Genomic DNA, 19640 nt, shown 5'->3' on the forward strand with positions numbered 1-19640 from the left:
ATGCGGTTCGGTGCCGTGCTGTGCGCCCTGTTCCTGGCGTCAGTGGTGCTCGCCGCGCCGGCGCCGGCGTCGCCGCTGGTCGTCGCCGCGCCGGCCGCGTCCTATGTGAACGTGGTCGCGCACCAGGACGACGACGTCCTGTTCATGAACCCGGACGTGCGGAACTCGATCGCGGCCCGGCGGCCCAACACGACGGTGTTCATCACCGCCGGCGAGGCGTTCCGGGAGATCGGGCCGGGCCGGGCGGGTGATCCGCCGCTCGCGGCGTGCCGCGACGACGCGACGCTCGACCGCGAGGACTACGCCCGCTGCCGCCAGCTCGGGGCGCGGGCGGCGTACGCGCGGATGGCGGGCGTCGCCGACTCGTGGACCCAGGTCAAGTCCCTGGTGGGCACGTACTGGCTGGAAGTCCACACGCTGACCGCCCGCCCGGAGATCCGGCTGGTGTTCCTGAACGTCCCGGAATGGGCGGACAGCAGCGACGACGCCGCGCGCCCGTGCTCCGGCCCGCCGAGGCTCAACGGCGCCAGCCTGTACCACCTGTGGTTCGACGAACGCGGCACCTGCTCGATGGTGCCCAGCGGCACCGAGCTGTGGCGGGACGACGTGCGCAACCCGCTGCCCGACCGGGCCTCGCTCGTCGCCGTGCTGCGCGGGCTCTACGAGCGGTACCAGCCGACCGTGATCCGCACCCAGGACCCCGATCCCGACCCGCGCCACCAGCGGCCGGAGTGGCTGCACGACCACAGCGACCACGTGATCGGCGCGCGGTTCGCCGCCGAGGCCGCCCGCGGCTACGCCGGGCCGGGCGGTCGCGCGGTGGTCCGGATCGTGCCGCACCGCAACTACAACATCGAGGCGTCGCCGGTGAACCTCGACGCGGGCAAGCGCGCCGAGAAGGCGGCCGACTACGCGGCCTACGACCTGTGGGATGCCTCCTCGGACGACACCGGCGCGTACGCGGCGTGGCCGCAGCGGATGATCCACCGCCACGCCACCGGCACCACGTGGGCCGGGCGCAACCAGGATGGCCGGCTCCAGGCGTTCGCCGTGCAGGGCGGGCGGCTCGCGACGTGGTGGCAGACCGCGTCCGGCTGGTCGTCGACGACGCTCGCCGCGCCGGGACCGCTCGGGCCGGGCGTCTCGGTCGAGGAGGGGGCGGACGGCCGGCTGCACGTGATCGCCCGGCGGCTGGACACGCACGAGGTCGTCGCCATCGCGCAGACCGCGGTGAACGCGGGCTTCGGCGACTGGACCTCGCTGGGCAGCCCCAACACCGGCGCCGCCGCCGGCCAGGTCGGCACGCCGGTCGCCAAGCGCGGTGCGGACGGGCTGATCAGGGTGTTCGTGAAGAACGCCGGCGGCGGCCTGAGCCTGCGGACGCTCACCGGCCCGCACTGGGCGGACGCCGGCGGCACCGGTCTCCAGGACGGTCTGGCGGTCGGGGTGGACCGGTCCGGCGGCACGGACGTGTTCGGGTTCGCGGTGGTGAACGGCGTCGGCCGGATCAGGCACTGGTCCGCCCCGGCGGGTGGCGCGTTCACCCCGCGGCCGGACCTGGCCGGGTTCGAGCCGTCCGGTCCGCCGTCGGTCGCGCTGAACGAGGACGGTCGGCAGGACGTGTTCTACCGGCTGGCGGGCGACCGGGCGGCGCTCGTCGGCCACACCTGGCAGCTTGCCGACGGCAGTTGGACGTCGGCGCGCGAGGACTTGTCCAGCCAGGGCGGCGTCGGCGCGCCGGCCGTGGCCGACGCGCCCGCCGGGGTGTCCGACGCCCGCGTCCTGGTGTTCACCACGAACCGGGGCGGCGGCGTGAGCACCACCAGGCAGACCGCGGCGAACGGCTCGTTCGGCACGCGGTGGACCGACCTCGGCGGGTTCCTCGTCGGGCAGCCCGCGGCGTCGACCGACCCGTCCGGGCGGGTGGTGTTGTTCGCCTTGGACGACCGCGGCGGGCTGCTGGTCCGCCGCCAGCAGAGCGCCGGCGGCACCGCCGGTTTCGACAACTGGGTGGTGCTGCAACCGGCCTAGCGTCCTCGCCGCCGCCAGAGCAGACCCGGCGGGAGGAGCAGCACCAACGCCGCTGGCGTGAGGAACGCCGACATCGGGTTCAGGTGGTAGAGCGGCACGAACGCCATCGGCGACGCCGCGCCACCCATGAACCGGAACGACTGCAACACCGACACCGCCCCGCCCCGGTTGGCGCCGTCGTCCCGGAGCACCAAGGCGTTCAACCCGACGATCACCGCCTGCGAGAACGCACCCGACACCGCCCACAACGCGCCGACCGCGACCAGGCTCGGCAGCACCCCGATGAGGGCGAGCAGGACCGAGCCGACCGTCGTGCCGAGCAGCACGCACCGACGAGGTCCGAAGCGGTCGATCAGCCAGCCGGTCAACCGCGCCGCGACGATCCCGACCACCCCGAACCCGGTCAACACCAGCCCGCGGGCACCCGCGCCGAGCCCGAAGTCGTCCCCGAGCCGCAACGCGACCAGGAACGACACCCCACCCAGACACCCCCAGCCGACGAACCCGACCGCGGCCAGGCGGAGGACCTCCGGTCGCCAGGCACTGCGCAGCCTCGGTGGCCGCTCGCTCCGGGGAGGGTCGGCGGGCAGCCCGGTGAGCGCCAGCAACCCCGCCACGACGGCCGCGCCGACGAAGGCCCACCGCCACGAGGCCTCGGCCGCCAGCCCGCCGACGAGCGGCGCGGACGTCTGCCCGGCGGCCTGCATCGAGGCGAACATGCCGAGCGCACGGCCCAGCCGTTCCTTCGGCGTGACGGCGGCGATGGTCGCCAGGAGCAGCGGCGTGGTGAAGGCGTTGGCCGCGCCTTGGATCGCCCGCCCGCCGATCAGCAGCGGGAAGGACCACGACACCGCGCACAGGACGGACGCGACCACGTAGACGAGGTAGGCGGAGCGCACCGTCCGCCGCGCGCCCCAGCGCTCGCCCAGCGTCCCGGAGACCAGCATGAACCCGGCGAACGGCAGGAGGTAGCCGGTCAACGTGGTCGCCGCCGTGCCGGCCGAGACGTGGAAGTCGCCACCGATCTCGGGGAGGACCGACGAGGTCACGGCCCCGCCGAACGGCCCGAGGAACCCACCGGCGTACATGCCGACCACCGCGAGCCGCCGTGCGCCCACCGACACCCCCTCCGAGTCCCGGCCACTCTTTCACGGGACGTCGGGCGACCTGGTTGTTCGGGGTTCGGTCGTGTTGCGCGCAGCCGGGGCGGAGTCCAGCCGCCTGCCGGGCAGGCGACGCGGGCAGGCTGACCGGACGCGTGCCGGCCGGCAGCCCCTGACCTGGTCAGATACCGGTCGGTCCTCGACCCGGCCCCCGGCCGCGACGCCGCAGGTAGCGCTCGAACTCCGCCGCGATCGCGTCGCCGCTGGCCTCGGTGATCTGGATCTCCGCGTCGCCGCGCTCCTCCAGCGCCCGCACGTAGTTGCGCACGTCCTCGTCCTCGTCGGCCATCTCGCTGACCGTCCGCTCCCACTCCTCGGCCTGCTCGGGCAGCGCGCCCAGCGGCACCTCGACGTCCAGCACCTCCTCCACCCGGTGCAGCAGCGCCAAGGTCGCCTTGGGCGACGGCGGCTGCGACACGTAGTGCGGAACGGCCGCCCAGAAGGAGATGGCGGGCACCCCTGCCTGCACGCACAGGTCCTGGAACACGCCGACGATCCCGGTCGGGCCCTCGTAGCGCGACCGCTCCAGGCCGAACTTCGAGGCCGCCGCCGCGTCGTAGGCGGTCCCGGTCACGGGCACCGGGCGGGTGTGCGGGGTGTCCATCAGCAGCGCGCCCAGCGTCACGACGGTGGTGATGCCGAGATCCTCGATGTGGCCCAGCAGTTCGCCGGCGAACTTCCGCCAGCGCATGTTCGGCTCGATGCCGTGTACCAGAACCACGTCCGTGGCGGAACCCGGCGGGCGGCAGACCGACAACCTCGTCGTCGGAAATTCAACCCGTCGAGTGACGCCGTCCACCATGCGGACTGTGGGACGCGTCACTTGGAAGTCGTAGTAGTCGTCCGGATCGATCTCCGCGAGCGGCGTGGCGTCCCAGGTGAGTTGCAGGTGCTCGATCGCCGTGCTGGCAGCGTCTCCAGCGTCGTTCCACCCCTCGAACGCCGCCACCATGATCGGGTTGGTGAGCGGTTTGCTGGGGTCGAAAGGGGTCTTGGCGGCCTGGTCCGGATCGGTCACCGGGTCAGCCTACGACCACCACCGCGCACCCGACGCCGTAGGCTTGGCCCATGCCGGATCGTGTCTCTTCGCCCCTGCTGGACGCACTCGCCGACCGCGTGGTCGTGGCGGATGGTGCGATGGGCACAATGCTGCAGTCCGTCGAGCTGAGCCTGGACGATTTCGCAGGTCACGAAGGCTGCAACGAGATCCTCAACGTGACCAGGCCGGATGTGGTCCGCCAGGTCCACCGCGGCTACTTCGCGGTAGGCGCGGACGCGGTCGAGACGAACACCTTCGGCGCCAACCTCGCGAACCTCGCCGAGTACGGCATCCAAGATCAGATCTTCGACCTCTCGCACCGCGGCGCGGCGCTCGCCCGCGAGGTCGCCGACGAGTTCTCCGAGCCGGGCAGGCCCCGGTTCGTGCTCGGCTCCGTCGGGCCCGGCACGAAGCTGCCGACCCTCGGCCACGCCCCCTACGCCACGCTGCGCGACGCCTACGTCGAACAGGTGCGCGGCATGCTGCTCGGGGGCGTCGACGCGGTGATCGTGGAGACCTCCCAGGACCTGCTCCAGACCAAGGCGTCCATCATCGGCGCGAAGCGCGCGATGGCCGCCGAGGGCATCCGGGTGCCGATCATCGCCCAGGTCACCGTCGAGACGACCGGCACGATGCTGCTCGGCTCCGAGATCGGCGCGGCGCTCAACGCGCTGGAGCCGCTGGGCATCGACCTGATCGGCCTGAACTGCGCCACCGGCCCGGCCGAGATGAGCGAGCACCTGCGCCAGCTAGCCAAGCACGCCCGCATCCCGCTGTCCGTGATGCCGAACGCCGGCCTGCCGGAACTCGGCCCGCGCGGCGCGGTCTACCCGCTCTCGCCCGAGGAGCTGGCCGTCGCGCTGTCCGGGTTCGTCACCGAGTTCGGCGCGCGCCTGGTCGGCGGCTGTTGCGGCACCACCGCCGAACACGTCCGCCAGGTCGTGGAAGCCGTCCGCGACCTGGGCCCCAGCACCCGCCGCCCCCGGCCCGAGCCGGGTGTTTCGTCGCTCTACCAGGCCGTGCCGTTCCGCCAGGACGCCTCCGTGCTGATGATCGGCGAACGCACCAACGCGAACGGCTCCAAGGCGTTCCGGGAGGCGATGCTCAACGGGCGGTTCGACGACTGCATCGAGATCGCCCGCGACCAGACCCGCGACGGCGCGCACATGCTCGACCTCAACATCGACTACGTGGGCCGCGACGGCGCGGGCGACATGCGGCAGCTCGCGAGCCGGCTGGCCACCGCGTCCACGCTGCCGATCATGCTCGACTCCACCGAGCCCGAGGTGCTCCAGGCGGGCCTGGAGTGCCTGGGCGGGCGCAGCGCCGTCAACTCGGTCAACTACGAGGACGGCGACGGTCCCGACTCCCGGTTCCAGCGGATCATGCGCCTGGTGTCCGAGCACGGCGCGGCGGTCGTCGCCCTGTGCATCGACGAGGAGGGCCAGGCCCGCACCGCCGAGTGGAAGGTGCGCGTCGCGGTCCGGCTGATCGAGGACCTGACCCGGAACTGGGGCGTGCGCACCAGCGACATCATCATCGACACCCTCACCTTCCCGATCTCCACCGGGCAGGAGGAGGTGCGCAAGGACGCCCTGGAGACGATCAGCGCGATCCGGGAGCTGAAGCGCCGGTACCCCGAGGTGCAGACGACGCTGGGCATCTCGAACGTGTCGTTCGGCCTCAACCCGGCCGCCCGGCAGGTGCTGAACTCGGTGTTCCTGCACGAGTGCGTCCAGGCGGGCCTGGACACCGCGATCGTGCACGCGTCGAAGATCATCCCGATGGCGCGGATCCCCGACGAGCAGCGCGCCGTGGCGCTGGACCTGGTCTACGACCGCCGCCGGGAGGGTTACGACCCGCTGCAGAGGCTGATGGAGCTGTTCGAGGGCGTCAGCATGTCCTCCAGCCGGGCTTCGCGGGCCGAGGAGCTGGCGGCGCTGCCGCTGTTCGCGCGGCTGGAGCGCCGGATCGTGGACGGCGAGCGCAACGGCCTGGAGGCCGACCTGGAGGAAGCGCTCAAGGAGCGTCCGGCGCTGCAGATCATCAACGACACCCTGCTGTCCGGCATGAAGGTGGTCGGCGAGCTGTTCGGCTCCGGCGAGATGCAGTTGCCGTTCGTGCTCCAGTCCGCCGAGGTCATGAAGACCGCCGTGGCCTACCTGGAGCCGCACATGGAGCGGTCCGACGACGGCGGCAAGGGCCGGATCGTGCTCGCCACGGTCAAGGGCGACGTGCACGACATCGGCAAGAACCTGGTGGACATCATCCTGTCCAACAACGGCTACGAGGTCGTCAACATCGGCATCAAGCAGCCGATCACCGCCATCCTCGACGCCGCCGAGGAAAACCGCGCCGACGCCATCGGCATGTCCGGCCTGCTGGTCAAGTCCACGGTGATCATGAAGGAGAACCTGGAGGAGATGAACTCGCGCGGTGTCGCCGCGCGGTGGCCGGTCCTGCTCGGCGGTGCGGCGCTGACCAGGGCTTACGTCGAGAACGACCTGACCGACATGTACCTGGGCGACGTCCGGTACGCGCGGGACGCGTTCGAGGGCCTGCGGCTGATGGACGCGATCATGGCCGCCAAGCGCGGCGAGTCGCCCGCGGTCGACCCGGAGGCGGAGCGCAAGGCCGCCGAGCGCAAGGCGCGCCGCGAGCGGTCACTGCGCATCGCCGCCGAGCGCAAGGCCGCGCAGGAGGAGCCGGTCGAGGTCGGCCGCTCCGACGTCGCCGTGGACGTGCCGATCCCGACGCCGCCGTTCTGGGGCACCCGCGTGGTCAAGGGCGTGCCGCTGGCGGACTACTCGGCGATGCTGGACGAGCGCGCCACGTTCATGGGCCAGTGGGGCCTGAAGGGCTCGCGCGGCGGCGGTCCGACCTACGAGGAGCTGGTGGAGACCGAGGGCCGGCCGCGCCTGCGGTACTGGCTGGACCGGCTGGCCACCGAGGGAGTGCTGGCGCACGCGGCGGTCGTGTACGGGTACTTCCCGTGCGTGTCCGAGGGTGACTCGCTGGTGGTGTTGCAGGAGCCCAAGCCCGACTCGCCGGAGCGGCTGCGGTTCACGTTCCCCCGGCAGAAGCGCGACCGGCGGCTGTGCCTGGCCGACTTCTGGCGGCCCCGCGAGTCCGGCGAGGTGGACGTGATCGCGTTCCACCTGGTCACCATGGGCCAGCCGATCGCGGACTACGCCAACGAGCTGTTCGCCAAGGACTCCTACCGGGAGTACCTGGAGGTGCACGGCCTGGGCGTGCAGCTCACCGAGGCGCTGGCCGAGTACTGGCACCGGCGCATCCGCGAGGAGCTGCGCTGGTCCGACGGCGCGTCGGTGTCGGCGGAGGACCCGGACGACGTGGAGGAGTTCTTCAAGCTCGGCTACCGCGGCGCCCGCTACTCGCTGGGCTACGGCGCGTGCCCGGACATGGAGGACCGGGTCAAGGTGGTGGAGCTGCTGGAGCCGGGCAGGATCGGCGTCCAGCTATCCGAGGAGCTGCAACTGCACCCCGAGCAGTCCACCGACGCCTTCGTGGCGCACCACCCCGAGGCGAAGTACTTCAACGCGTGATCGAGACTTCGGTCTCGCCTGACTGCCGCCACCCGGAGAAGTAGGGAAGGCTGGCGGGTGGCATCGCGGTGAGGCCACGCCGGGAGTCCGCACGTCCACGACGACGTGGCTGGGGGGTCCCGCGGCCGGCCGTTGCGGTTTGCCGTGCCGGCCGCGCTCGGCCCTGTGGGCGATGACAGGCGAGGCGTGGGCCGCGCACGACGGCGAGCAGGCGGTGCCGCTGGTCGGGTCGGAGGCAAGGTGCGGGCGGTGAGCGTGGAGGAGGCCCGGTGAGCGTCGAAGCCGTGCTGTGGGACATGGACGGCACGCTGTTGGACTCGGAGAAGCTGTGGGACATCCCGCTCTACGAGTTCGCCGAGAAGCTGGGCGGCAGCCTGTCGCTGGCGACCCGGCAGGCGATGGTCGGGTCGAACGTGCCGACGACGATGGCGCTGCTGTTCGCCGAGGTCGGCATCACGCCGACGGAGGAGGAGACGGCGGACGGCGCGGCGTGGATCATGCGGCGCACCGAGGAGGTGTTCCGGGAGGGCCTGCCGTGGCGTCCGGGGGCGCGGGAGGCGCTGCGGGCGGTCCGGTCGTCCGGCGTGCCGATGGCGCTCGTGACGTCGACGGAGCGGGGGCTGACCGAGGTCGCCCTCGACACCATCGGCCGCGACCTGTTCGACGTGACCGTATGTGGGGACGAGGTGGAGGGCCGCAACAAGCCGCTGCCCGACCCGTACTTGAAGGCGGCCCGGCTGCTGGGCGTGGAGGCCGGGGCGTGCGTGGCGATCGAGGACTCGCCGACCGGCGTCGCGTCGGCCGTGGCGGCGGGCTGCACGGTCCTCGTCGTGCCGTGTGATGTGCCGGTGTCGGCGGGGGAGCGCCGGATCTTCCGCGAGTCGCTGGTCGGGGTGGACCTCGACGTGCTCGCCGCGCTGCGTGGCGAGAGCTGATCTTGAGCCCGCACGTCCGAACCGTCTCTTGAGCCGGCACGTCCGGGGTTGTCCTGGTCGGGTGCGGACCCGGCCAGGACGACCCCTATGTCGGCGGTCCGGCAACCTGCGCCGTGACCTTTCTGGTTGGTGGCGGATCGTCGGTCAGGCGGGTGGTCGGTCAGGCGATCGTCGGTCAGGCGATCGTCGGTCAGGCGGCGGTCGGTCAGGCGGGTTGTCGGTCAGGCGGTGAGCGCCTGGGTTTTGCTCCGCACGGCCGGGTCGATCAGCAGGCCGAACGCGACGCCCAGACCGAGCCACAGCGTGGCCGTCTCGGCGAGCGAAGCCAGCCGGAAGTCCCACAGGACGTCGCTAGGCATGTCCGCCGGAATCGCGTCCGGCGGCGCCGGGAACGCCAGCAGGATCACCGCGAACCCGGCGACCACGGCCAGCGCGACCGCGGTGAACCGCACCGGCCGGCTGAGATGTCCCAGCCGGGACGCGAGGTAGCCCGCGCCGAACACCAGGAGCAGACCCGCCGCGATGACGCCCAGGTAGAGCACCGTCCGGTAGCCCACCGTGTTCGGGTCGCCCACCGCCGGCGGGTTCGCCGGGTACTTGATCGCGGGCAGCAGCGCCGCCGCCCCGAACACCGCCGCGGCCAGCGACACGCTCCGGCTGAACGGCGTCCGGTCGGTGAACCAGCGCCGTGAACCGGCGTAGGCGGTGGCGAACAACGCGCCGACCGCCAAGCCGACGATCACCGCCGCGAGCACACCGCCGACCAACTGCGTGCCCCGACCGAACAGTTCGCCGTGGTCGTGCCCGCCGGTCGGGGCCGGCTCGGCGGCGGCCCGCGCCTCCTCGACGGCCAACGCGGCCCGGATCGGCACTTCGACCACGAAGAGACCGACCAGGCCCGCGAGCAGCCCGGCGATGCCCCCCGCGCCGATCCCGCGCAGCAGCACGCTCCGATAGCTGGTCATGGCCGGCCCTAGTGGCACGGGACGCCGAGCGCGTGCCGCCCGTCGTGGAAGAACTCGTGCAGAGACTCGGCGGCGTGGCCGAGCGCGACGCCGTTCTCCTGGAGGACCAGCCAGGTGACCATCAGCGCGACCAGCGCGACAGCGTAGGCCCACCTGGGAATGGGAATGGAAAGGGAGTGCGCGGGGCTCGTCATGACGGCCTCCTCCATACCTCGTGGAAGGTCAACAACAACTCATGCCGCAGCCGGTCTCCTGACTCCCGGATCGACACCGTCCCCGCGTCTTCCCAGCCGCAGTGTGCGACCAGTGACGTTCTCGGCGGGTTGGCTCCCCGGTCACAGTGGCGAGGACCGCGCCGGATTCCCACCGGCTTCCCGTCCACTGCGGCGGTCGAACCGTAGATGGCCACGACACCCCGGCACAACCGACCAGACGAGTTGTCATCCACCCCACCCGACCACACCCCGCTCCGCGCCCGCCCGATATCCGGCCTGTCGCTTTGTGGCCGCCTGCAGCTCAGGTCGTTGCCGTTGACGACTCAGGCCACTTCGGCGGTCACCTCGGCGGCAGCGGGCAGTCGCCGCAGGTCCCGCCGCCGTCGAGTCGGTAGTACAGGCAGCAGCTCCGCCGGCGGAACACCACCTCGTCGGGGAACGGGAGGAAATCCCCGGAGTCCCGGAAGGGCGGGTCGCCGAGCAGCCGCCCGCCCAACACGAGGCAGTCCTCCGCCGACGCGACGCCACTGCGGCTGACGGTGCGCAACGCCCCGGCGATCGAGGACGCCGCGTTGCCCCACAGCAGGCCTCGCGCCACCGGGACGACCTCGCGGATCGCCTCCACCACCGGCTCCAGCGACTCGGCGATGCCGACGCCGGCGACCGGTTCCTCGATGCGCACCCGCAGCCCGTCCGGCCCGTAGTGCCACCACAGGTTGCCGGGCCGGATGTCCGGCGCAACCCCGCCCACGGCATGGGCGGCGACCGTCGGGCAGAGCAAGCGGGCCGTGTAGCTGAGGAAGAACAAGGACGCCGCCACCCGGGGCTCCCCGGTCCGGTACCGCTCGGCGATCGCCCGGAGCGTGTCGGGCAATGCCGACCCGTCTAGCAGAGCGCCGCCGGACTGCCACTCACCCCCGGACTGCCCTTCGCCGCCGGACTGTCCTTCGCCCCCGGACTGCCCATCACCCTCGGATCGCCATTGGCTCCCGACTGTTCCGGCCTCGGGCCGGCCGACATCGAGGGCGAAGAAGGGGCTGAGGCCACGAATCTGGCGCAAGGTGGACAGCACGCGGACGTAGTCGGACACGTGGCTAGTCTGCCGCCGTGGACGCACTGGGCTTGGGACTGACCCTCGGCTTGGCGGCGAGCATCAGCCCCGGCCCGCTGTTGGTGCTGGTGGTGACGTCGGCGCTGCGCTCGGGATGGCGCGCCGGAACGCTCGCCGCCTGCGCACCGCTGCTGTCCGATGCCGTGGTGGTCGCGGTGGCCTTGCTGCTGCTGGACCGGCTGCCGGCGAGCGTGCTCGGGGTGCTTGGTGTCGTCGGTGCGGTGTTCGTGGTGTGGAGCGGAGTCCAGACCATCCGTGAAGCACACGCCGCCTCGCTGGGTGGGGCGACAGGCGACGGCTCAGGTGCGGGCAGTGGCAGTGGCAGTGGCGGTTCGGGTGTTGGCGGTGCACGTGTGGGTTCGGGGTTGGGGCCGGAGGACGCCCTTGCCCTGCGGCGTGCGGTGGTGGTGAATCTGCTCAGCCCGCATCCCTGGGTCGCGTGGGCGACCGCCCTGGGACCGCTGACCATCGCCACCTGGCGTGGGTCGGCGGGCGCCGGAGTGGCGTTGTTGGTCGGCTTCTACGTGACGTTGGTCGGCGGCAAGATCGTCATCGCCCTCCTCGTCGCCCGTGGCCGCCGGCGTCTTGGTGACACCGGGTACCGCCGTGCGTTGACCTGCGCCGGAGTGTTGTTGGTGCTGGCGGGCGTGGCGTTGGGCATCGAGTTCGCCGGTTACGGCAGGTAGAACGTCATCAGGTCGCCTCGCACCGGTGGGAAGAGCGTGTGCATCAGGTCCGCGTTCGGGCCTGGGTAGACGTCCGGGAACCCGGCGGTCAGGCCGCGCAGCCCCTGCGGACCGAACAGCAGGGACGCCAGCAGGTCCGGCGCGACCCCGGCTCCACCCGCCGCGCCGGGCGCCTGCATCGTGCCGCCGGCGACGACCGGCCCGACCTCGCCGGCCCGGTAGGGCAGCCGGACGTGTGACCGGTAGAAGGACACGACCGCCTCGCCCTCCGCGTCGGCGAAGGGCGACTCGGCCAGCCGCCGCCCGAACACCGGGCGCAGGTGCTCCAGCAACGCCAGCGGATCGTTGATCCGCACGTAGTACGAGTTCGCGTCCTCCGGCGGCGGACCGAGGAACGGCTCCAGCGCGTCTCCCGCCACGGTGCCCGGACGCTCGTTCGCCGTCGTCGCCCCGGTGTGCGCGAGCAACGCGTGCGCGGCGGCGGCGTCCACCGCCGCTACCTCGCACAGCCGCACACCCTCGTCCGGCGGCGTCGACCGACCGGTGCCGACCGGCAGGCCGTCCCGCTCGACCAGCCACTGCGTGCTGCCGTCGCGGGCGATCAGCCAGCGCCACAACGGGGTCGAGTGCGGCATCCACAAATCCGCCCGAGCCTGCTCGGCGTGCTGGAGGCGGGCCAACGCCGGGATGTCGTCCAGGGTGGCCTCTCGCACGGTGGCTTCCCGCACGGTGGCTTCCCGCACGGCGGCCTCGCGCACCGTCGCCTCCCGGACCGTGTCGGGGCTGGTCGGCGGGGTGCCGACCACCGGTCGCACCGGTGCGACCGGGATCGCGTAGGTGTAGCCGAACAGCCGGTAGAAGTACGGGATGCCCAGCATCACGTTCACCAACTGCCCGCGTGCGGCGGACCGCTCGTGCGCCCAGTCCATCAGCGCCCGGACCAGACCACGACCCTCGTAGTTGCGGTCGGTGGCGACCAGCTCGACCTGGCCGGCGGGGATCTCGACGCCGTTCAGGACCAGCGTCTCGTCCAGCAGGGTCGCGGTGGAGACCACTCGATCCCCGTCCACCACGACCGCGCACGACTCCCACCCCGCGTCCGGGTCCTCGACCACCAGTCGGTGGTCCACCGCGTCCTCCGGCTCGCCCCGGTCGGCCAGCAACGCGCCGATCTGTTCGAGGTCCCGTGGCTCGGCCGGGCGCAGCACCAGCCCGTCGGACAACGTCATCCCCGCAGTGTCGACGTTGCTCCTCTCGTCGTGCCACCGGATTTACGGCGGCGATCCTTGTCACCGAACTGATTTGGCCGGTCGGACCCGAGTGCCGCACAATCCGGGCTCATGTCCTGGCTGCCGTCAGATTTCGCCCACCCCACCCGCGTCGAGCTGGGCACGGGCCACCACTTGAGGCCGATCCGGGAGTCCGATGTGGACCTCGACTACCCGGCCGTCATGGGGTCGAGGGAACGACTCTGGTCCCTCTTCGGCGAGAAGTGGCACTGGCCGCCCACGACCATGACGTACGAAGAGGACCGCGCCGACCTCGCCCGCCACGAACGGGAAGCCGAGGCGCACCAGTCGTTCAACTACGCGCTGTTCGACCACGACGAGACCGCCTTGTTGGGCTGCGTCTACATCGACCCGGCGGAGGACGCGCTCATCACCTGGTGGGTGGTGGACGAGTACGTCGGGACCGAACTCGAACGTGCCCTGGACGCCTTCGTGCCCGAGTGGATCACCCGCGCCTGGCCCTTCACCAGCCCTCGGTTCGGGCTCTGAACTCGACCGCGCAGGCCGTGGGCCGGCCGCACCCAGGACGAGGCGAGCGCGTTCCTCACCTGTCCGAGACGCCACGCGGGTCGCCGAACCACCTCCTCAGGGACTCGGCCAGTTCCTCGGGGGCGCCGCCCGCCCAGGCCACGTAGCCGTCCGGCCTGACGAGGACCGCGTCGGCGGGCGGTGTGGGGGTCGTCGTGGTGTGGATGTCCACCCGATCGGTCCAGGGTGTGGCGGTGGCGCGGAGATCGGAGCGGTCGGTGAAGTCGAGGAGCAGGGGGCGGCCGGTTCGGGACAGGGCGGCGACGGTCGTGTTGTCGGACAAGGGCAGGTCGGGCATCCAGCGGCCGGTCAGCGGGTGGGTCGAGGTGCCCATGTCGTAGACGGTGTCGGCGCCGGACATCAGGTCGGAGATGCGGCGTACCGCTGTGTCGTCTTGCAGGAGTTCGATCATTACCTCGCGCAGCGCCGTGGTGTTCGGGCCTTCCGCCAACAATGCTGTCTGGGCTCGGCTGTGCATGATGACGCGTTGGCCCACCGGGCGGCGTTCCGACTCGTAGGTGTCGAGCAGGTCTGGCGGGGCCCAGCCGTTGATGTCCGCCGCGAGCTTCCAACCCAGGTTGATCGCGTCCTGGAGGCCCAGGTTCAGGCTCGGACCGCCGACTCCCGACTGGACGTGCGCGGCGTCGCCCACCAGGAGGACCCTGCCTTCGCGGTAGCGGTCGGCCAGGCGCGAGTTGGTGCCCTCGGCGCGGCGGTTGAGGGCCGATGGTTGGCCGTCCTGCGGTTCGCTCATCGGCAGGTCGATGCCGAGGACGCGTTGTGCCGCGTCGCGGAGTTCGTCGAGCGTCATCTCGTCGGTGTCGGTCAGGCCTGACTGACCCCACTCGATCATCGCGATGCGGTAGATGCCCGGTTGGAACATGCCGAACGCGAAGACGCCGTGTTCGGTGCGGTGGAAGGTGCCCGGCCACAGGACGCCCATGCCGGGGATGTCGAGTTGGCCGGTGGTGTGGTCGGCGACCGGCTCGTGGATCACGACTTGGCCGGTGCGGTGGATGAAGCCGGCGTCGGTGATGCCGGGGAAGCCGATGCCGGCGCGTTTGCGGACCAGGCTGTGGCCGCCGTCGGCTCCCACGACATAGCGCGCGGTCAACTCGTAGTCGCCGTCCGGGCCGGACACGTCGAGTGCCACGTGGTCGCCGTGCCGGGTCAGGTCTTTCACCTGGTGGCCGCGCCGGACCGCCACACCGGCGTGGTTCTCCAGCACCTCTTCCAGCCTGCGCTGCGGGACCGGCAGGATGAACAGGGCGTGGTCTCCCAGGCCGGCCATGTCGAGCGGGAGCGCGCCGAATTGGAAGAACGGCGTCGGTTTCGGCGGCACCGGCGCGCCGGTGATGGCTTCGTGCAGGCCCCGGTAGTCCAAAGCCTGCACGACGCGGCCCACCAGGCCGTTGGCCTTGGGGAGCGCGGCGCGTTCCGGGAGCGCTTCGAGCACGATCGGGCGGACGCCCGCGAGCAGCAGTTCGTTGGCGAGCATCAGGCCGTTCGGGCCGGCTCCGACGATCGCGACGTCGGTGTCCATGAGTCCTCCTTGGGCATGGCGGAATAAACCCCACGTGTCGGGGGCCGTTGTCGGGTTGTTGAGGGGTCGCTGAATAAGCCCTTGGTGCGGGCTGAGGTCTGGCTCGATCAGGGCGTGGCTGAGTAGGCCCCGGGTGTCGGGGCTGGGGGATGGGTGGTCAGTGACTCCGTGGTCAGTGACGCTGTGTCAGTGACGCTGTGGTCAGTGACGCCGGGTCAGTGGGGTCAGTGGTGAGTGGGTCAAGTCGTTGATGGCTCCGGAAGACCGGCGGCCACCTGGGTCAGCGCTTCGCGCACCAACGATCCGAGGGGGACCGGTGGGTCGGCGGTGAGCCACCGGTCGGTGGCCACCTCGATGGCCGCGCCGACCGACGCCGCGACCAGCCTGGGATAGATGTCGGCCTTCACGTTTGTTCGGGTGCGTTCGGCGATCGCCTCGGCCAACTCCAACTCGATCATCGAACTGGCCTTCAGGAATTCGCCGATCAACGCCGGTTCGCTGGTCATCAGTCGGACCCCGGCCGCCCAGTCCGGATCCGGCACCGGGTCTCCGTTGCCGAACTGGGCCAGCGCGGCCTCCAGGATCGACTCCCAGACCGATTCCGTCATGGGACGCCGCCGCACTTGGTCCGCCAGTCGGCGGCCCCGGTCGACGTGCCTGGACGCGATGGCCTCGGCCTTGCTGGAGAAGTAGTTGTTGAACGTGCGTGGCGACACGCCCGCCGCGGCGGCGATGTCCTCCACCAGGACGTTGTCCAGGCCGCGCTCGACCGCCAGCCGGAGGGCCGCCATGCTCAGTGCCTGGCGGGTCTCCAGCTTTTTGCGTTCACGCAAGCCCATTCCGTCGTCCATGTGATCAAGGTACCGGAAACCTGCGGGGTCCGCAAGTTTTCGGGTCGCGCAACTTCGGGGCGGGTGCCGGCCGCCATTCGGGGGATGCGAGGATCAGACCCCGTGAAGACCTTCGACGAGCTGTTCGCCGAGCTGAGCGAACGCGCCCGCACCCGCCCCGAGGGCTCCGCCACCGCAGCGGCCCTGGCGGACGGCGTCCATGCGCAGGGCAAGAAGGTGCTGGAGGAGGCCGGCGAGGTCTGGATCGCCGCGGAGCACGAGTCGGACGAGCGGCTCGCCGAAGAGGTCTCCCAGTTGCTGTACCGCGTGCAGGTGCTCATGCTCGGCCGCGGTCTTACGCTCGAAGACGTCTACAAGCACCTGTGACCCATGGCCGGGGTGCTCAGCGGGTTCGTGCCGATCTGGGTGCTCACGGTCATCGGGTTCCTCGCCGCCCGGACGAACGTGCTGGGGGAACGGGCCGAGGCGGTGCTCGGCCGGTTCGCGTTCTACCTGGCCATGCCCGCCGTGCTGTTCACGACCCTGTTGGACAGCGAGCCGGGCGCCCTTGCCAACCGGGGCGTTCTGGCATTTGTGATAAGTACGTTCGTAGTTGGCACGATCGGTCTGGTCGTGTACGCCAAGGCCTTCCGGCGTTCCCTGCCCGACCAGGCGCTCGGCGCGATGGCGGGCGCCTACGTGAACTCCGGCAACCTCGGCATCCCGATCGCCGTCGGCGTCCTGGGTGACTCGTCGTTCATGGTGGCCGTGCTGCTGTTCCAGCCGGTGATCGTGATGCCGATGGTGCTCGCGGCGGTCGAGGTGGGCTCCGGGCGGCGCGGCGGAATCCTGCGGACGCTGGTCACCCTGCCGGTGCGCAACCCGATCATCCTGGGTTCCCTGCTGGGCGTGGTCGTGAGCGCGACCGGCTGGCGGCCTCCCCGGTTGGTGCTGGAACCGTTGGAGGCGCTGGGTTCCGCCGGTGTGCCGACCGCGTTGGTGGTGCTGGGCATGTCGCTCAACGCCATGCGCGCACCCGACCGGGACGGCCGCGCCGAGGTGGGCGTGGCGGTGGCGCTGAAGCTGTTGCTGCACCCTTTGGTGACGTTCCTGGCGTGCCTCGCGCTGGGCGTGGACGGCCCGCTGCGCCTCGCGGCCGTGGTGTGCGCGGCCCTGCCGACCGCGCAGAACGTGTACGTGCTCGCCAGGCAGTACCGCCCGGACGCCCGGCTGCCGCGTGACGCCGTGCTGCTGTCCACCGCGCTGTCGATGGTGACGCTGTCAATCGTGGCGGTGCTGCTCCAGTAGCGCCAGCACCTCGGCATCCGTCGTCTGGTCGAACCGCCGGTAGAACCGCCCCACCGACCGGAAGTCGAACCGCTCGTGCGGGCACACCACCAGGTCGGCCTCGGTCCGGAGCAGCCCGAGGGACTGCGTCGCCGCCACCGGAACCGCCAGGACCAGTCGCCGCGGACCGCCTTCACGGGCCTCCCGCAACGCCGCCCGCGCCGTGACGCCCGTGGCCAGGCCGTCGTCCACGATCAGCACGTCCCGACCGGCCACCCGGACGGTGCGGCCGGACCGGTACACGTCGAGGCGCCGCTGGGCCTCCCGGCGTTCCGCCTCGCACGTCGTGGCCAGGTCGGACGGCGTCAGCCCCAGGGCGCTCAACGCGTGCAGGTCGAAGATCGGCTCACCGGCCGCCGTGACCGCGCCCACCCCGAACTCCGGCCGACCGGGCGCGCCGATCTTGCGCGCCACGGCCACGTCCAGCTCCGCGCCCAAGGCCAGCGCCACCTCGTGCGCCACCGGAACGCCGCCGCGTGCCAAGCCCAGGACCAGGGGATCGGCCCACTCGCCGGGCGGCAGCGCCCCGGCGAGCGCCCGACCGGCGGCAGCTCGATCCGCGAACCTCATCACCCCATCCTGACCCCCGCTCAGCGCTCCCGCACGAACAGCGACTGCGCGGTGCGGCCCACCGGACCGCGTTCGTCGTGCAGCACACTGCCCGCCACGCCGACACCCGTCGGCCCCAGCACCGTCTCGGCGTCCAGCGCGAACCACTCGCCGACCGGCTCGCGGTGCAGGTGCACCGACAGGTCGGTGTTGATCGCGTACCACTTGGAGATGTCCAGCCTGCTCGACACGCCGCTCGCCGAGTCGGCGACCGTGAACAGCCGTTGCAGCGCCGTGGCCTCCTCACCCTCGACCACCTGCACGGTCGGCCGCGCCCACACCGTCGCGTCGCCGGGCGTGAACACACCGCCGGACACCGAACGCCATTCCATCGCGGCCAGGTACCCGCCCCGCCAGTCGTCCGGGATCGCCATCGGCGCGCACGCCCGCGGCGGCACCGGCGGCGGGCCCTCGTCGGACGCCACCGCCGATGTGTCGCCGCCGACGACCCGCCACGCCCGAGCCCGCAGCACCGCGCGCCCCTCGTGCGCCAGCTCCGCCGACAGCAGCTCCACGGAACGCCCCGGCCGGTCCAGCGCCGCCGACACCGCCAGCTCCGCCACCGGCACCGGGCCGAGCACCTCGAACGTGACCCGGGACAGCACCGTCCCCGGCCGCGGCGCGGTCCGCTCCAACGCCCGGACCAGCAGCGCCGACGGCGGCCCGAGGTGCTGGCTCTCGCCGGACCACGGCCCGACGGTGTGCTCGGTGGACGCGAACCGGCCGGCGGCCAGCCGCCGGTAGAACGCCGCCATCAGTCCGCCCTGTCCAACACGCTCTCCTGCCCCGCGTCCGGCTCCGGCCAGCCCGGATAAGGCGGCGGTGTGCCGTCGAACGCCGGGCACAGCGCCTTGTGGTCGCAGTAGTCGCACAGCCTGCTCGGGTTGGGCCGGAAGTCACCCGACTTGGCCGCCCGCAGGATCGCGTCCCAGATCGCCTCCAGCGTCCGCTCGAACCGGCTCAGCTCGGCCTCGTCCGGCGTGTACGCCAGCGCCTGCCGGTCGGCCAGGTACATCAGCCGGAGCTGGCGCGGCACCACCCCGCGCAGCCGCCACAGCACCAGCGCGTAGAACTTCATCTGGAACAGCGCCTTGGCCTCGCCGACCTGACGGGGCGCCGCGCCGGTCTTGTAGTCCACCACCCGGATCTCGCCGGTCGGGGCCACGTCCACGCGGTCGACGTAGCCGCGCAGCAGCACACCCGACGGCAGCTCCCACTCGACCAGCAGCTCACGGGCGTCGGCGTCGAACCGGCGCGGGTCCTCCAAGCCGAAATAGCCGTCCAGCAGGCCCTCTGCCGACGCCAGCCACTCGGTCTGCCCGGTCTCGTCGCCCTCGGCGAACAGGTCGGCGAACTCGGGGCGCTCGGCGCGGACCCGCTCCCAGGCCGGGGCGACCAGTTCGCGCGCCTTCTCGGGCAGGCGCTCGGCGGCGGGCAGGCCGAACAGGTCCTCCAGGACGGCGTGCACGACGGTGCCGCGGACCTGTGCTCTGGTCGGCTTCTCCGGCAGGCGGTCGACTGCCCGGAAGCGGTAGAGCAGCGGGCACTGCTTGAAGTCGCCCGCGCGGGAGGGCGACAGCGCGGGCCTGCGAACAGGGCGCTCGGTGATCATCGGCACTGCCATACGAGCACGATAGGGCAGAGCACCGACAGTGTTGGATTGCCGCGACTTCGTCGCGGGGCTCGGTCGCCTCCTGGGTCGGCAGGTCGCGCCTGATTTCCCGCCGATCGGTGGAGCGTGATCGGCGGGAAATGAGGCGCGAACTACCGACGGCGACCTCGC

General features: G+C 71.9%; 18 protein-coding genes and 1 riboswitch. Of the genes, 7 read left to right on the forward strand and 11 right to left on the reverse strand.

Translation table 11 applies throughout. From position 1 onward, the window contains the following. A complete protein-coding gene (locus ACQPZF_RS18290) occupies positions 1 to 2031 on the forward strand; it encodes a PIG-L family deacetylase (protein ID WP_433273156.1) in 2031 nt (676 codons plus the stop codon). Here the strand turns inward: ACQPZF_RS18290 and ACQPZF_RS18295 are convergent. After that, positions 2028 to 3149, reverse strand: coding sequence for an MFS transporter (locus tag ACQPZF_RS18295; RefSeq protein ID WP_433273158.1), 1122 nt, complete (start codon positions 3147 to 3149; stop codon positions 2028 to 2030). The two genes, ACQPZF_RS18290 and ACQPZF_RS18295, sit on opposite strands and share 4 nt — an antisense overlap. A 166-nt stretch (positions 3150 to 3315) precedes the next feature. Then, positions 3316 to 4212: a PAC2 family protein gene (locus ACQPZF_RS18300; protein ID WP_433273160.1), complete on the reverse strand. Its 897-nt coding sequence runs from the start codon at positions 4210 to 4212 to the stop codon at positions 3316 to 3318. A 50-nt stretch (positions 4213 to 4262) separates the two neighbouring features. Between ACQPZF_RS18300 and metH the strand changes: the two genes are divergently transcribed. Both metH and ACQPZF_RS18310 read left to right on the forward strand, forming a co-directional pair. Continuing rightward, positions 4263 to 7799 carry a methionine synthase gene (gene metH / locus ACQPZF_RS18305; RefSeq protein WP_433273162.1) on the forward strand — a complete coding sequence of 1179 codons (3537 nt, stop codon included), beginning with the start codon at positions 4263 to 4265 and terminating at the stop codon, positions 7797 to 7799. Between the two features lie 296 nt (positions 7800 to 8095). Continuing rightward, a complete protein-coding gene (locus tag ACQPZF_RS18310) occupies positions 8096 to 8734 on the forward strand; it encodes an HAD family hydrolase (RefSeq protein WP_433274601.1) in 639 nt (212 codons plus the stop codon). A 221-nt stretch (positions 8735 to 8955) separates the two neighbouring features. Here the strand turns inward: ACQPZF_RS18310 and ACQPZF_RS18315 are convergent, their stop codons facing one another. The 3 genes from ACQPZF_RS18315 to ACQPZF_RS18325 form a co-directional block, all read right to left on the reverse strand. Then, on the reverse strand, positions 8956 to 9699 hold the full coding sequence (locus ACQPZF_RS18315) for a CbtA family protein (protein WP_433273164.1): 744 nt from the start codon (positions 9697 to 9699) through the stop codon (positions 8956 to 8958). An 8-nt stretch (positions 9700 to 9707) separates the two neighbouring features. After that, a complete protein-coding gene (locus ACQPZF_RS18320; RefSeq protein WP_433273165.1) occupies positions 9708 to 9893 on the reverse strand; it encodes a CbtB domain-containing protein in 186 nt (61 codons plus the stop codon). 31 nt (positions 9894 to 9924) lie between these two features. Further along, a riboswitch (cobalamin riboswitch) is annotated at positions 9925 to 10100 on the reverse strand. A 154-nt stretch (positions 10101 to 10254) separates the two neighbouring features. Beyond that, positions 10255 to 11004 (reverse strand): (2Fe-2S)-binding protein, encoded by a 750-nt coding sequence (locus tag ACQPZF_RS18325; RefSeq protein WP_433273167.1) that lies wholly within the window; start codon positions 11002 to 11004, stop codon positions 10255 to 10257. Between the two features lie 17 nt (positions 11005 to 11021). Between ACQPZF_RS18325 and ACQPZF_RS18330 the strand changes: the two genes are divergently transcribed. Continuing rightward, positions 11022 to 11711, forward strand: coding sequence for a LysE family transporter (locus ACQPZF_RS18330; RefSeq protein ID WP_433273169.1), 690 nt, complete (start codon positions 11022 to 11024; stop codon positions 11709 to 11711). Here ACQPZF_RS18330 and ACQPZF_RS18335 read toward each other — a convergent pair. Continuing rightward, positions 11699 to 12940: a GNAT family N-acetyltransferase gene (locus ACQPZF_RS18335; protein ID WP_433273171.1), complete on the reverse strand. Its 1242-nt coding sequence runs from the start codon at positions 12938 to 12940 to the stop codon at positions 11699 to 11701. The genes ACQPZF_RS18330 and ACQPZF_RS18335 overlap by 13 nt on opposite strands. A gap of 111 nt (positions 12941 to 13051) precedes the next feature. Here ACQPZF_RS18335 and ACQPZF_RS18340 point away from each other — a divergent pair, with 111 nt between their 5' ends. Beyond that, a complete protein-coding gene (locus ACQPZF_RS18340) occupies positions 13052 to 13489 on the forward strand; it encodes a GNAT family N-acetyltransferase (protein WP_433273173.1) in 438 nt (145 codons plus the stop codon). 55 nt (positions 13490 to 13544) lie between these two features. Here the strand turns inward: ACQPZF_RS18340 and ACQPZF_RS18345 are convergent, their stop codons facing one another. Together ACQPZF_RS18345 and ACQPZF_RS18350 are read right to left on the reverse strand one after the other, a co-directional pair. Continuing rightward, positions 13545 to 15071, reverse strand: a complete 1527-nt coding sequence (locus tag ACQPZF_RS18345) for an FAD-dependent monooxygenase (RefSeq protein WP_433273175.1) — start codon at positions 15069 to 15071, stop codon at positions 13545 to 13547. Between the two features lie 239 nt (positions 15072 to 15310). After that, positions 15311 to 15922 carry a TetR/AcrR family transcriptional regulator gene (locus ACQPZF_RS18350; protein WP_433273177.1) on the reverse strand — a complete coding sequence of 204 codons (612 nt, stop codon included), beginning with the start codon at positions 15920 to 15922 and terminating at the stop codon, positions 15311 to 15313. Positions 15923 to 16024: 102 nt separating this feature from the next. On the opposite strand from ACQPZF_RS18350, the gene ACQPZF_RS18355 reads away from it, so the two are divergent. Continuing rightward, positions 16025 to 16288: a phosphoribosyl-ATP diphosphatase gene (locus ACQPZF_RS18355; RefSeq protein ID WP_041312859.1), complete on the forward strand. Its 264-nt coding sequence runs from the start codon at positions 16025 to 16027 to the stop codon at positions 16286 to 16288. Between the two features lie 3 nt (positions 16289 to 16291). Then, the gene (locus ACQPZF_RS18360) at positions 16292 to 17209 is read left to right on the forward strand and encodes an AEC family transporter (protein ID WP_433273180.1); all 918 of its coding nucleotides are present in this window, start codon (positions 16292 to 16294) and stop codon (positions 17207 to 17209) included. On the opposite strand, the gene ACQPZF_RS18365 is transcribed toward ACQPZF_RS18360, so the two are convergent. Genes ACQPZF_RS18365 through ACQPZF_RS18375 form a run of 3 tightly spaced genes read right to left on the reverse strand, consistent with a single transcriptional unit; the run spans position 17183 to position 19481 of the window. Further along, entirely contained in the window at positions 17183 to 17818 is a 636-nt protein-coding gene (locus ACQPZF_RS18365) for a phosphoribosyltransferase (protein WP_433273182.1), read from the reverse strand. The genes ACQPZF_RS18360 and ACQPZF_RS18365 overlap by 27 nt on opposite strands. A 20-nt stretch (positions 17819 to 17838) precedes the next feature. Then, positions 17839 to 18615 (reverse strand): thioesterase family protein, encoded by a 777-nt coding sequence (locus tag ACQPZF_RS18370; protein WP_433274603.1) that lies wholly within the window; start codon positions 18613 to 18615, stop codon positions 17839 to 17841. Then, positions 18612 to 19481, reverse strand: a complete 870-nt coding sequence (locus ACQPZF_RS18375; protein WP_433273184.1) for a RecB family exonuclease — start codon at positions 19479 to 19481, stop codon at positions 18612 to 18614. Before ACQPZF_RS18375 ends, ACQPZF_RS18370 begins: the two co-directional genes overlap by 4 nt. Positions 19482 to 19640 lie beyond the last annotated feature (159 nt).

Origin of the sequence: Actinosynnema sp. CS-041913 (assembly GCF_050942485.1) — a bacterium.
Classification (GTDB): Bacteria; Actinomycetota; Actinomycetes; order Mycobacteriales; family Pseudonocardiaceae; genus Actinosynnema.

Excerpts from the sequence above, each read along its gene's own strand:
- ACQPZF_RS18315 (WP_433273164.1), bottom strand. The coding sequence starts at position 9,699 with ATGACCAGCTATCGGAGCGTGCTGCTGCGCGGGATCGGCGCGGGGGGC.
- ACQPZF_RS18340 (WP_433273173.1), top strand. The coding sequence starts at position 13,052 with ATGTCCTGGCTGCCGTCAGATTTCGCCCACCCCACCCGCGTCGAGCTG.
- ACQPZF_RS18360 (WP_433273180.1), top strand. The coding sequence starts at position 16,292 with ATGGCCGGGGTGCTCAGCGGGTTCGTGCCGATCTGGGTGCTCACGGTC.
- ACQPZF_RS18290 (WP_433273156.1), top strand. The coding sequence starts at position 1 with ATGCGGTTCGGTGCCGTGCTGTGCGCCCTGTTCCTGGCGTCAGTGGTG.
- ACQPZF_RS18320 (WP_433273165.1), bottom strand. The coding sequence starts at position 9,893 with ATGACGAGCCCCGCGCACTCCCTTTCCATTCCCATTCCCAGGTGGGCC.
- ACQPZF_RS18345 (WP_433273175.1), bottom strand. The coding sequence starts at position 15,071 with ATGGACACCGACGTCGCGATCGTCGGAGCCGGCCCGAACGGCCTGATG.
- ACQPZF_RS18350 (WP_433273177.1), bottom strand. The coding sequence starts at position 15,922 with ATGGACGACGGAATGGGCTTGCGTGAACGCAAAAAGCTGGAGACCCGC.
- metH (WP_433273162.1), top strand. The coding sequence starts at position 4,263 with ATGCCGGATCGTGTCTCTTCGCCCCTGCTGGACGCACTCGCCGACCGC.
- ACQPZF_RS18365 (WP_433273182.1), bottom strand. The coding sequence starts at position 17,818 with ATGAGGTTCGCGGATCGAGCTGCCGCCGGTCGGGCGCTCGCCGGGGCG.
- ACQPZF_RS18310 (WP_433274601.1), top strand. The coding sequence starts at position 8,096 with ATGGACGGCACGCTGTTGGACTCGGAGAAGCTGTGGGACATCCCGCTC.
- ACQPZF_RS18335 (WP_433273171.1), bottom strand. The coding sequence starts at position 12,940 with ATGACGTTGTCCGACGGGCTGGTGCTGCGCCCGGCCGAGCCACGGGAC.
- ACQPZF_RS18375 (WP_433273184.1), bottom strand. The coding sequence starts at position 19,481 with ATGGCAGTGCCGATGATCACCGAGCGCCCTGTTCGCAGGCCCGCGCTG.